Below are 12309 nucleotides of genomic sequence, written 5' to 3'. Positions count from 1 at the left end.
CCTGAAGGGGGACTTATTAGAGTAGATCTATGGTATTTTTAACTTCGTACTTCTAACTTATTTTATGATCTCTATTGTCAAAGGATAAGACGGGATTTCCCCATTGTTGACCTTGATGGCATTAATAATCGGAAATACCACTGCTATGATGGCGATTCCTATCAATAAAAAGATTCCGATCCCAAACAAAAGGATCAATGGAACTGAAATTATAGAATAGATAAAGAGTGAGATCTGAAAATTCAGGATCATCTTTCCGTGGGCATCCATTCCCAGCACCTTGTCCTTTTGTGTAAGCCAGATCACCAGGGGGACGATAAATCCTCCAATTCCGGTTACCAGGTCCAAAAGTTGACTCAGGTGGGTTAGCATTAATAATTGTCTGTCTTCTCTCATTATAGTCGCGTTTGAGTAGTTCATTTTGATTTGATTGATGATTAATATTCAAATATACACTTTTATATAGTACTATGTTATAAAAGATACTTAAATTTTTTTGCAGGTTTCAAGTTGCGGGTTGCGGGTTGCATTTTCACTGTTTATTGTTCACTGTTTACTGTTCATTGATCATTCCTTTCGCCACGAATGCACTAATTTTCTCTATTCTCTGTTCTCTATTCTCTTTTCTCTTTCCTTTCGTCCTTCCTTTGTTCGCTGTTCCTTTTTGTTACTCCATCACTTCTTCACTTCATCACTTCAACCCCTAATTGCCACTTCTAACTTCTAAAATCTCACTTCAAATAATACACTTTGCCACTAATGCACGAATGTTCTTATATTCTTTTGCTTTTTAATTCCTAACCTTCTAAGGAAGTATCTTTTTTGGCAGTGTAGTGATTCCCCGGCGTGAAATTTTTGAAGCCCTGGAAAAAATTTAGCCGGGGAAGCACGGTTCTAATTTTGCGGGAGCAAAATGAGAAACACCTTCAAAAAAGTGTCCTTTTTTTGGTTCGTTTTTATTGCATCCGACGACCGAAGGGAGAGGAATGCACCTCAAAAAAATGAACATTCATGATAAAATTGGAATGTTTAATGACCCAAGGGAATCTGATTTGTATTGGTAAACAAAAACCTCCAATTCAGAAAGGTTTAACGCCCGATCTGATCTTTTACCAAATAATAGTTCCCTCTTTCTTCATTTATTCGCTTTACCCCTTCCCCAACCAATCTCGGAAATGGCCTATCGAAAATTTATCGTGAAATTTGAAGTAAAAGGGCGTGAAAATTTTCTGCTGTCCCTTTAAAAAATATCATTAGCGAGTTCAGAAAATTTAGGCCTTGAACGAAAAATTTAGATCAATTTTCGTAAGCCTAGATTTTTTGGTTCTTTTTCATCAATGGAAAAAGAAGAAAACCAAATAATGGATTCGGTTTTCGGCCGGGAGCCAATATAATTCGCTAAGATACTATGCTTTGGATTTTTAGGTGGAAGGAAAAAAATGCTTCCCATGATGAGATTGCCACGGCCGGGTTCTCCCCTCCCTCGCAATGACAGTGTCATTTCCCTCCCATGACATTTAACCTTCAGTTTATCGGGTCGCAAAGACATAAGGTATTTATTATCTTTGCCCAATGAAATTGAACGACAACATCGTAGCCCTCGCAACACCTTCCGGTGCGGGAGCTATCGCGATCATAAGAGTTTCGGGACCAAATGCCATTGGGCTGGTTGCGCCGGTATTCCGTGCGAAGAGCAAAAAAGACCTGCGGGAGCAGCCTTCTCACACGCTGCACCTGGGAAACATCATAGATGGAGAACGCATCCTGGACGAGGTTTTGGTGTCAATATTTCACGGACCAAAATCCTACACCGGGGAGAACACCATTGAGATCTCCTGTCACGGGAGTCCGTACATACAGCAGGAGATCATTCAGTTGTTGATACGCAGGGGTTGTCGTGCTGCGGAAGCCGGGGAATTCACCCTGCGGGCTTTTCTTAACGGAAAGATGGATCTTAGTCAGGCAGAAGCCGTGGCCGATCTTATCTCTTCCGAAAACCAGGCAAGCCACCAGATGGCCATGCAGCAGATGCGCGGCGGATTCTCTAACGAGATCCAGAAGCTGCGGGAGGAATTGCTCAATTTCGCTTCCCTCATCGAACTGGAATTGGACTTCGCCGAAGAAGACGTGGAATTCGCCAATAGAGACGAGTTTCAGAGACTTATCAGCCGCATTCAAAATGTGCTGAAAAGACTGATCGACTCTTTTGCCGTGGGTAACGTGCTAAAAAACGGAATTCCGGTAGCCATTGTGGGCGAACCCAATGTGGGAAAAAGTACGCTGCTAAATGCCCTTTTGAACGAGGAACGAGCCATCGTTTCCGAGATAGCCGGTACTACGCGGGACACCATAGAAGACGAAATCTCTATTGGCGGAGTGGGCTTCAGGTTCATAGATACCGCAGGGATCAGGGAAACCGAAGATGTGGTGGAAAGCATCGGGATCAAACGGACATTTGAAAAGATAAGTCAGGCGCAGGTGGTTCTCTATCTCTTTGATGCTTCTACATCTCCCCCTAAAGGGGAAGATTATTCTCAAGTCCTTTTGGAGATCGAGAAGATCAAAAACAAATTTCCACAGAAACCTTTGATCATTGTTGCTAACAAAATAGATCAATTATCGGAATCACAAATTAATGAACTAAATGTCAGCCTGAGCTCCGTCGAAGGTTCTTCCTACCTACCTCTTTCTGCCAAAACCGGCACAGGCGTGGAAGAACTACAACAAAAACTATTGGAGTTTGTCAATACAGGCGAGCTGCGCAACAACAACACCATCGTTACCAACACCCGGCATTACAATGCGCTGCTCAGCGCACTGGAAGAGATCAACAAGGTACAGGAAGGGCTTAACCAAAACCTCTCCGGCGACCTGCTGGCCATCGACATTCGCGAGGCTCTACATTACTTCGGTGAGATCACCGGTGAGATCACCAACGATGACCTGCTGGGGAATATTTTTGCGAATTTTTGTATTGGGAAATGATCTGTCCCGTAGTTATTCAAAGCCTGATATAAAGTTTCTCCCCTTAAGATTAAGAAAAATTATAATTGGAGCGAAGTCGGAAGGCCCTCACTCAAAACCGCCATTTCACGAAGCACTGGAACTAAAACAATTCTTTTCCAGAAACTAAACTTTGATACTATTAATCTATGCTATACCTCCCCTGAGCATATGAAGCCACAATACTGCTACTTGGTCCTTTACAATTATTGGGGAAATCAAAAAAATACAGGCAGTCCGGCAAACCATTTTTAAAGGTTATTTTGACCCACCCATTGCTTCTTCCACTAAATCCGTTGTAGGTGTAGTTGGCTTTTATCACTGCAGGTCTACCTTTATCGTCTTCTGACAGCACTGACACGTCAGAAATACTTCCCGGAATATAGCGGTTAAATGCCCACGTCCTAGACTGGTTAATTACCAGGTCATCAATTAACTTGCTGAAATTTTGGGTTCCGGATGGTCCTCCGGTATTTTTCATTTTAGCATATTTACTTTCTTCCTTCATCCGTATAGAAGGCTTATTTAAAGCAAAAAGCCTCAAATTTTCTTCAAACCTTCTTACACCTTCGCTATTGCAGGAATTTAATTGAAAAATTTGCAGCAAGTCATTTTGAAGTCCGTTGATCTTATGGATCATGTCCACAGAATTGCCAAAAGCATTGGGATTGGTCATCATATTAACTGCGGTTCTAAGAGCATCGCCACTCTGCAATTTCTCGACCTGTACCTTTGCACTATATAATTCAGGCCGGGCGTATAAACCAGAGGGTACGGTTCGATATTCACTGCAATACCTGTTTGTTTCTATTCCATACCCATTCCGAGTTACCGTTTCAACGGCACATTCTAGGTTCATTATAGGCACTGAGTTAGCCGGTAGATACTTCTTACAGTCTTTACCATATGTCCTTAAATAAGCATCGAAAATGGTGATAAACTCCATTTCCTCCCGCGTGAGTTGTATGTTTTCAAAATGACCTCTAAAGATGTAATCTAGAAATTCTGCATAATAGAGTCCATCTGTATTAAATTCTAAAGACTGAGAAGTATTATCCACAAATACCCAATGCTTGTCATCGATCATAGGTTTATACTTTTGTGGAAAATCACTATTTGTTAATCCAAATACTGATAGATACGAAATGATTAAAATAAGATTTTTCATGATTTCCCTTATTTAAGTTTAAGCTGAATTCCTAATTGATCAAACGGGGATATGGCGGTTTTGAGGCAGTAGGAGAATATCAAAAAAAAAATCACAATTTAAAATAGCACTCACTTTTTGTAATTATTCTCCGGCAAAAGATGCCTCTTAAGTAATTCTAGGTGAGCCTGCACCTGTTGTTGAATCTTTTGATATCTTCCCGCCTTCTGGTAGTACTCCCTATCCAGGTAAATACCAAAAGTAGGACCGTAAAGCTGATACTTATACCCCACAGGTATTTCTGCTTCATAGAGTGCACATTCCGGTAAGGTGGAGGATCCAAAATTTAAAAATGCCCATTCTACTTTCTTAATATTATATTCATATCCCGAGGAATAACGGTCCGACGGCCACCGTTCCATTAGGTCTACGCTCCAGTAAAGCCGCGCCTCATCCTTTAGGTTAGGGTTTTTCCAGCAAAGACCTAACTTTTGTTTTGCTGAAAAAATATTCCATGTTTTGGCAGAGGCTCCGACTATAGACATGTTTTCTATAATGGCATTTTGGAAGTTCACCGCATCCAAAATACTTCCATTGAAAAATGTGTTTTTAAGAATAGCTCCTTCAAAATTAGCGCCTGTCAGATCTGCGAAGTCAAAAGATGCACCTGTCAAATCTGCATTTTTAAAAACTGCATTTCTGAGATCTGCGCCGAAGAAATTTGTCCTTTTAAGGTTGGCATCTTCAAAATTTACGTTCTGTCCGAGGAGGAAGGGAGCATAAACCCTTGAAAACTCAGCATTTTTAAAATTACCATTGGAGACGTCTCCGAAACGTAAACCAACGTCGTTAAGGCTGACATTTTCAGCTTCCACTTGTGAAAGATCAGTGACATGCATCCGGGCATCGTCAAATTTTCCATTGCTAATATCTGATCCTTTGAAAGAAATCCCGCTCAAATCCACGTTGGAAAATGATTGTTTATGCTTTATTAGTGCCTTTACTGCCTCTCCCTGTCCCTGTTGTGAACCATCCCTCCGCTCGATCTGCCTATCCAAGATCTGTTGTGCAGTGACCACATCCATGGTAGGTTCAATGGCAGGAAAAAAACGGGTGAGAATATTATTAATATCATCCATTTGCAAGACTATCCCTTTTTTTTGATCATCCTTATCTAGTTTTTGAAATATTCCTAAAGCCATCTGTTGCCCCTTTACTTGGCCAAAGAGTACTGAACCACTTAATCCAGGTCTGAGTACATCTTCCTCATTGGGCAGCTTGGGTTGAATTACAATTATTGCCGTGCCTTTTTCGAGAATATAAACAGGAATCGATTTCAGAGAACCATTGATTGTATATTTAAGATACCCTTCATCTGGCCCCGACTGAATTTCTTCCGCCTCAACAACCTTTTCCATTATCAGGCACTTAAAAGGATTGTCTTCAGGAAGGGGAAGAATAGCTAAGTCAGGATCAAAGGTGTTAATGTTTGTCATGGCCATCTCGTAGGATTTGTTGTTTGCATTGGTGACCTTCAACAATCCTCTGTAGTTTTCCAACACATGAGCCGGTGTAATAAGATAACAGGTCTCACCGTTAGACCTTAAGAATCCCTTACCAACTTCGGCTGCCTCGAGATTAACTAACTCCTGGGATTGAATGGAATAACAAAGAAAATAAAAGAGTAGCAGGGACATCTTTTTACTTAAAATCGCCTTCCTAATATTTTTCTTTTTCATTTTCTTATTCTTTTTCTTATTCTTTTTCTTTCTTTTACTGATTAACATAACTCCAGGTTCGGCATCCTTAACATAGTTTTTGTATTCAAAAAGCAGGGTAAAAAAGCCGGCAAGAATGGCGAGTCCACCAAATAATATAGAAAGGGACTTGAATAATGGATCTTTAAGAAAACGGTCAAGGAAAGAAACGTAAATTGGAAAGCCCTGGGTCTTGAAGGAGACAGAGGGACCAGGCGGGACAATTATTCCTCTTACCCCCCTCTGCTTATAGGCTAAAATAAAACCGGGCTCATCGTTGACCGTAATAAATCCATGGGCACTCCCTTTTGCATCTTCTATGGTAAATTGGTAACCAGGACTTAAAGAATGATTTCCAGCAGGAAAAATGTCTCCTCCAAATTTTTTTCCGAGTACCGATTCCCCCAACAGCTGAATTTCTCCTGACCGAAGAATAGCTGAGGAACCCTCTCCTTCAATTGGATCCTTTCCTATACTTATAGAATCTGATCGAAATGCCATTAAAAAGGTATCGCCATTGTTCATCCTATGGCCTATGTCATCTAAATAAAATGTAGTATAAAATCCTGCATCCTCAATAAATTCCTCATCATTATAGAATTTACCGGTACTCTCGCTCTGGCCTGTGATCAATTCCACTGTCAAAGGACCAAAACCGATACGTTCAATAACGATTTTCACAGAATCGGCTGGTCTGAAAGAGCCTGAAAAAAAAGTGTCAATAAGAGTTCCATCACCGAATCCTGAGATATAGGCATCTTTAACTTCAAATTGATACAGGCTATCATTTCTAAATTCTGCTCTCTCAGTTTTGGCTACCACGTCGAAGGTGGTAGGATGAGGAGTGTACACAGATAAAACAAAGAGAATAAAACAGATTACTAAAAAAGCGGGTATAAGGCCCCACAGAAGAAGTTTTGTATATTTCCTGAACATGATCCCTTATATTTTAAATGGAAATGCAACATATTTTTTTTCTGCCCGGGGGCCTTTCCCTGAGCGATATTCCAATTCCATTTTGTATTGTTTCAACTCCTTTAGTGTGACCAAACATTTTTTATTAAAAGATTTCGGCCGCATCCTACCTGTCACATCTACAAAAGGCTTTCTCAGTTCAATTACTCCTTTTTCGTTACTACCTATCAAAAAAACCATTTCGCTGGAATTTAGATAAATCACAACCTCTTCATTACTATCTGGTCTCCAAACAGAAGGAGTGTAAAAAAACTCATTGTCAGAGGAGCACGCATCTGCAATGGTAGAAACAATAATAATTTCGTCACTCCTGTATTTATCTAGTTCCTCCCTATGTTCTGTAGGGAAATTTAGCTGGAACCATCCAGATTGTACATTAGTTATATCATACTGGAAAGCTCCCTTATACCTTCCATCCTTGGAGGTAATAGCTACACAAAGTAAGGATTTAGCAACTTTAGGGATGAATGAATAACAATGAGTCGGGTCCAGTTTTTCTGTCGAGTTGTTCAACATAACACCGGCAACCACTAAGCCGGAACTTGGAGCATATTCATAGTACTCATCTATAAATCCCTCTTTAGGGTTTAAAGATTTATTTACCCTGAGGGATTGCGCAATTGCTGGTTGAAAACAGAATAATAAAACCGTTAGCTTAATAGCAAATTGACGTGCTTTAAAAGCATTACATGCAGAAAAGGTGGTATAGTTATTCATCCTTCTATGAATTATTAATTTGCATAAAAGGGGGAACTAAGGAAAAAGCATAGAAGAAAATGCGGCTTTTAAATTTAATCAAATATTTCAAAAAAAAGAATTCTTTTTTTTTGAAACTCTTATTGATATACTACAGGATAAAAACAGAATAGTGAATTTAGGGGCGAAAATATCTTCAAAAAAAATCACAAGAACACAGAGCTAATTCCCTTGTCAATTTAAAGTACCTTTTTGTACCTCCAAACATACCCCCATGTACTGGGACAAATCAAATGATTTTTTGGGAAGTAGGGACTGGGACCGGTTTTCTAACAGTTGCTTTTGACCGGATATATTCCATCCATAGCTCTAAGTAAACTGCCTTTCCAATTCCGTACGTAGTTATCCTTTTCGTAATAAGGATTTTTATTAGTTAATTCGAGGAAATAATGTACTAGACCGTCCCAATCATCAAGGTGACCTTTTGGGTGTAATGCCCAACCGATTTCTTCTATTGTCCAATTTGACTTGGCTGAATTACGGATCATAGAGGTTGTAATCCGGTTGTCGAAAATATCTTTTCCGCCCCGGGCCAACGGGATCAAATGATCAATTGTGGGAAATAGATCCCAATAGATCATGTGGGTATCAGACATTTTCCAGTTTCTGTGATACTTAAAAATATCAGGAAATTCAATCGTTAAGGTCTTGATCAATCCGGGAAAGAGTAGTTTGTTGCCAGAATATCGATCAATGAACCCATCTCTCAAAAAAACTCTACACATCTGATATCTTGAATACTGGCTTTTCTGAGGAGAGCTCTCAACGAAAGGAAATTTTTCCATTGCCATGTCGATACAGTCCTGCTTCCTATCCTCTAATAGTAAACCGCAAATATTTTTGATCAGTAAAGCTTTATCCATTTACCAAGCATTTGTTTGTTATTCCACCCAACGGAACTAGCCAAGTCCCGATTCCCATTCATAAATCCAAATTTTTATCGTGGAGTCTTTCTCTAAGTTTGCTACAAAGTGGTCTAATTCTGACTCAGTCCGCTGGTTTTCTTCCATCCAATAATCAACTTTGAAGCTTTCTTTCCTTCGGTATTTCTCCTGACTTTTCATGATTTCCTGTAAGGTCTGTTTGTCAACATATAAATAGCAGTCCAGGTAATAATCAAGTTCTTCTGTGAAATCATATGTATTCCTCAGTTCATTTATATTCCACCAGGAAGGTTCTATTTGTACTTCCTCCCCGTTTTTAGTTGTGCCAGAAACTCTTAAAGCAAATGCCATTCTGCGAAAATTTTTACGATTGAAAATTCTTGTTTGGCCTTTTCCAATTCCTTAATCGAATTTTTTTAGGTTCATAATAAGTTGTCCCGTAACCAATGTCTCCATTCAGGACTATCGTCCCTTTTTGAATTAGTTCTGTCGCCATTATTTCTGTTATTTGATCTTGATCCATAAAACTATAATCCCCATAATCGTTCAAAGCATCTTCTAAAGCCAAAGTTCTGCGTTTATCTTCTTTCCATTCTCCATTGATGAACCACTCACAAATGAAAGCATCTGTGCGTCGAGCTAAATAATATTCACAAAAAATATAATATTCCACAGTTTTAATCCTGCTTAATTGTCTCAAGACTACTTATACTCCCGGCACACCGAGAGCAGAAAACTTATATGTAGGGATTTTAAAGTTGGGTGGCAAGGATTACTCTTTAGCCTGAAGAGAGAATTGATCATAATAAAGCCAAAATGTAAAAGCAATATAAATATATCAAAAACCATTAAAAAAACCATCGTTTATAATTTGATAGTCAAAACTATACAAGAATAAAGGAGTAGGTTTAGGGGAAATTAAAGGTGCAGGTTTCATTATGCTTTTTCAGGAAAATATGATATGACTTAGCCTGTCACTTCGTAGTAAGGCCCCGCTTTTTCCTGATACAAATTTCATCCAGCAAAGGAATTCTGAAATTCACTGGTTCTCGATACGAATTTCATCCTGCTATCGCAGTCTTAAATTCAATCGAACTCACGTAAATGATTATAGATGAGCTGTTTATTGTTTATTGTTCATTGTTAATTGTTTATTGTTCCTTGTTACGTAATCAATCCTAAAGACTACCTTTAAAAAATTCCAACCTCCATGTCCAGGATCTTTCAGCAATTCCTTGTAATTCTTTTCGCGGGTGCTTTACTGCTACTCGCGGGCTGGAGCAGCTATTCAATATATAAATACTCCTCCGAAGCAGCAGAAATTAAAAGTGATTACAGCGAGCTAAACAGTATCACTCACGGCATAATGTCGGTTAACATCTGGCGTGACCATCTAACCACAATGGTTTTAAACCGGATCGATGAATTCGAGTTTACAGAGGACCAGGAGGATACCCTGGTTCAACAGGTGGAAAATATACTAACGGCAGGCATTGACAAGGGGGCAGATATTCTGGATCAAAAACAGAAAGGAATTAAAGCTAAACTTCGAAAATTCGCGGTAAAAACCCTGGTTCCGGAAGACAAAATAAGGGCACTTGTCCCCATGTTCGCCCAGACCATCGTCAATGAAATTCAAAAGCCGGAAAATAAAGAGGCTTTGAAATATGTCATTAAGAGCAAGCTTCAGGAATACAGCGACCTCACCCATGCCGATTCTCAATTAGAAACACTGAAAATAAAGGCTCTTTTTGATAAATATGAGGTGGAAGATCTTGCCGGATTCAATGAGAAAATTCCGCAGAAAATATTTTACCTGGAAGATCAAACCTATTTTTACACCTATATTCTATTGGGAATTATTGGTGTATTCCTTCTTCTGTGGTGGCTGTTGAGAAGTCAAAAAGCGGTACACACACCACTATTCATTATTTCGGTCCTGGTTTCCCTGGTGGTGCTGTTTTCGGGTCTTACTGCACCAATGATTGAAATAGATGCCCGTTTTCAACAAGTTAATTTTCTACTGATTGGGGAAAGTATCACCTTCAATGACCAGGTAATCTTCTTTCAAAGCAAGAGCATCCTGGATGTAATAGGAATTCTCTTCAATAACGGGAAGGCAGACTCCTACCTGGTAGGGATTCTTATTCTTGTTTTTAGCATCATTTTCCCTGTGGCCAAATTACTGTCTACACAAATCTACCTGGGCGGAAATGACAAAATAAGAAAGAACAGGATCCTGAAATTCTTCGCTTTTAAATCAGGAAAATGGAGTATGGCCGATGTGTATGTCATTGCGATCTTTATGGCTTATATTGGTTTTCAGGGGATACTGGATGATCAGCTGTCAATGCTTAATATGGAAACTGATTCCCTTGTAAGTATTTCCACCAACAAAACTTCTTTACAACCCGGTTTTATTATTTTCATTGTTTTCGTACTCTTCAGTTTGATCCTATCTACCATACTTAAAAGGATCACCTCTTTGGAAAAGAAAGTCCTAAAGCTGAAAAAACAAATACCTGTCTAAGATTTTGATAATCAGAATAAAAGATTCTGTAATAAGCTTCCATAATAAGACATTGGTAGCCTAATTAGACCTACCTTTAAAAAATTCTAAAAATGATATTTCCCCGCACGTCTGAAGTAATTGATGAAAATAGATCAGAAAATGATTACAAGAAAAATCAGGATCTTGAGAATTACTTCGCGAATACAATAATTCCGCAGCTTTTCATCGATGGAAATCTTATCCTGAAGAAATTCACCCCTCCTGCGATGAAGCAATTCTCTCTTACCGATGAGGATGTGAACAGAGATATTCATGACGTAAAAGAAAATTTTCGCTTTCCCACTCTTATTGAAAATATTGAAGAAGTTATCCAAACCGGGGAGATCCTTGAGAAGGAAGTACAAACAACCGACGGGAAATGGTTCCAAATGAATATTCTTCCCTACCGGGTCTTTGAGGAGAACAGGAACGATGGGGTCATTATTACTTTTGTAGATATCACTAAAAGAATTAGAGCTATAGGAGAACTTGAGAAGTTAAATTCTGAATACAATACCCTCATAGACGCTCTTTCCCACGATATACGGCAGCCGCTTTCGGCTATAGTATTGCTTTCTGATGCTTTATTGAATGCTTATAACAAACAGAATACGCCTCAGTTCGAAAAATATATAGGTACCCTAAAGGCCAGCTCCAATGCCATGAGAGATCTGTTAAATGATTTTATAGTTGTAAGTGAAGATCAACCCGAACTTGAAGGGGAACCGGTTAGGGTAAATATTGAGAACATCGCGCAGGACGTTATTATTTCTTTAAAGTCGGAAATCTTTAATAAAGGGATTTCTATAGCTACTGATTTTCAAACTTCAGAAATTATCTTCTCAAGAAATAATTTAAGAAGTATCTTATATAACCTGCTGCGAAACTCCATTAAATATAAGAAGGCCGGGAAACCATTAAAGATCCACATTTCTACGGTTAAAGAGGATGATCACGTCGTCTTACAGGTAAAGGACAACGGCAAAGGAATTGCCGTGGAGCATCAGGAGGCTATCTTCCAAAAATCTACCCGGGTTTCCCACAAAATCGAAGGCACAGGGATGGGACTTTATATCATCAAACGCATGGTGGAAAATAACGGCGGAAATATTAAGGTGGAAAGCCAACTGGGGAAAGGTTCAACCTTTTCCGTTTATTTCTCTGTAAGTAAAGACAGGTAAATGAGGTCTGTCTTTGGGCCTCCACAAATTCCATTTTTCTAGCGGATACCAGGAG

Annotated in this window: 10 protein-coding genes; 3 read left to right on the top strand and 7 right to left on the bottom strand. The window is 39.2% G+C overall.

Features of this window, described 5'->3' with window-relative positions; all coding sequences use genetic code 11:
* Window positions 1–57: 57 nt before the first annotated feature.
* Complete coding sequence (locus tag ACNORC_RS09350; RefSeq protein WP_418335392.1) at window positions 58–396, bottom strand: DUF4870 domain-containing protein; 339 nt, start codon at window positions 394–396, stop codon at window positions 58–60.
* A gap of 1176 nt (window positions 397–1572) precedes the next feature.
* Here ACNORC_RS09350 and mnmE point away from each other — a divergent pair.
* Window positions 1573–2985: a tRNA uridine-5-carboxymethylaminomethyl(34) synthesis GTPase MnmE gene (mnmE, locus tag ACNORC_RS09345; RefSeq protein WP_418335362.1), complete on the top strand. Its 1413-nt coding sequence runs from the start codon at window positions 1573–1575 to the stop codon at window positions 2983–2985.
* A gap of 160 nt (window positions 2986–3145) precedes the next feature.
* Here mnmE and ACNORC_RS09340 read toward each other — a convergent pair whose 3' ends face one another.
* The 6 genes from ACNORC_RS09340 to ACNORC_RS09315 all read right to left on the bottom strand — a co-directional run bounded on the left by ACNORC_RS09340 (window position 3146) and on the right by ACNORC_RS09315 (window position 9195).
* Entirely contained in the window at window positions 3146–4090 is a 945-nt protein-coding gene (locus ACNORC_RS09340; protein ID WP_418335361.1) for a hypothetical protein, read from the bottom strand.
* 191 nt (window positions 4091–4281) lie between these two features.
* Window positions 4282–6843 (bottom strand): pentapeptide repeat-containing protein, encoded by a 2562-nt coding sequence (locus ACNORC_RS09335; protein WP_418335360.1) that lies wholly within the window; start codon window positions 6841–6843, stop codon window positions 4282–4284.
* A 6-nt stretch (window positions 6844–6849) separates the two neighbouring features.
* Complete coding sequence (locus tag ACNORC_RS09330; protein WP_418335359.1) at window positions 6850–7599, bottom strand: hypothetical protein; 750 nt, start codon at window positions 7597–7599, stop codon at window positions 6850–6852.
* 308 nt (window positions 7600–7907) lie between these two features.
* Window positions 7908–8501: an HNH endonuclease gene (locus tag ACNORC_RS09325; RefSeq protein ID WP_418335358.1), complete on the bottom strand. Its 594-nt coding sequence runs from the start codon at window positions 8499–8501 to the stop codon at window positions 7908–7910.
* Window positions 8502–8537: 36 nt separating this feature from the next.
* Window positions 8538–8873 carry a hypothetical protein gene (locus ACNORC_RS09320; RefSeq protein WP_418335357.1) on the bottom strand — a complete coding sequence of 112 codons (336 nt, stop codon included), beginning with the start codon at window positions 8871–8873 and terminating at the stop codon, window positions 8538–8540.
* Window positions 8874–8886: 13 nt separating this feature from the next.
* Window positions 8887–9195 carry a hypothetical protein gene (locus tag ACNORC_RS09315; protein WP_418335356.1) on the bottom strand — a complete coding sequence of 103 codons (309 nt, stop codon included), beginning with the start codon at window positions 9193–9195 and terminating at the stop codon, window positions 8887–8889.
* 537 nt (window positions 9196–9732) lie between these two features.
* Here ACNORC_RS09315 and ACNORC_RS09310 point away from each other — a divergent pair.
* Both ACNORC_RS09310 and ACNORC_RS09305 read left to right on the top strand, forming a co-directional pair.
* Window positions 9733–11052, top strand: coding sequence for a paraquat-inducible protein A (locus ACNORC_RS09310; protein ID WP_418335355.1), 1320 nt, complete (start codon window positions 9733–9735; stop codon window positions 11050–11052).
* A gap of 92 nt (window positions 11053–11144) precedes the next feature.
* A complete protein-coding gene (locus tag ACNORC_RS09305; RefSeq protein WP_418335354.1) occupies window positions 11145–12254 on the top strand; it encodes a sensor histidine kinase in 1110 nt (369 codons plus the stop codon).
* The last annotated feature ends 55 nt before the right edge of the window (window positions 12255–12309 follow it).

It is taken from the genome of Salinimicrobium soli, assembly GCF_048323655.1.
In the GTDB taxonomy this organism is placed as follows: Bacteria; Bacteroidota; Bacteroidia; order Flavobacteriales; family Flavobacteriaceae; genus Salinimicrobium; species Salinimicrobium soli.
This window is presented reverse-complemented; position numbering and strand designations above follow the sequence as displayed.

Bases quoted from the DNA above. Each gene is read 5' to 3' on its own strand.
- ACNORC_RS09350 (WP_418335392.1), bottom strand. From the start codon at position 396: ATGAGAGAAGACAGACAATTATTAATGCTAACCCACCTGAGTCAACTT.
- ACNORC_RS09325 (WP_418335358.1), bottom strand. From the start codon at position 8,501: ATGGATAAAGCTTTACTGATCAAAAATATTTGCGGTTTACTATTAGAG.
- ACNORC_RS09330 (WP_418335359.1), bottom strand. From the start codon at position 7,599: ATGAATAACTATACCACCTTTTCTGCATGTAATGCTTTTAAAGCACGT.
- mnmE (WP_418335362.1), top strand. From the start codon at position 1,573: ATGAAATTGAACGACAACATCGTAGCCCTCGCAACACCTTCCGGTGCG.
- ACNORC_RS09340 (WP_418335361.1), bottom strand. From the start codon at position 4,090: ATGATCGATGACAAGCATTGGGTATTTGTGGATAATACTTCTCAGTCT.
- ACNORC_RS09305 (WP_418335354.1), top strand. From the start codon at position 11,145: ATGATATTTCCCCGCACGTCTGAAGTAATTGATGAAAATAGATCAGAA.
- ACNORC_RS09335 (WP_418335360.1), bottom strand. From the start codon at position 6,843: ATGTTCAGGAAATATACAAAACTTCTTCTGTGGGGCCTTATACCCGCT.
- ACNORC_RS09310 (WP_418335355.1), top strand. From the start codon at position 9,733: ATGTCCAGGATCTTTCAGCAATTCCTTGTAATTCTTTTCGCGGGTGCT.
- ACNORC_RS09320 (WP_418335357.1), bottom strand. From the start codon at position 8,873: ATGGCATTTGCTTTAAGAGTTTCTGGCACAACTAAAAACGGGGAGGAA.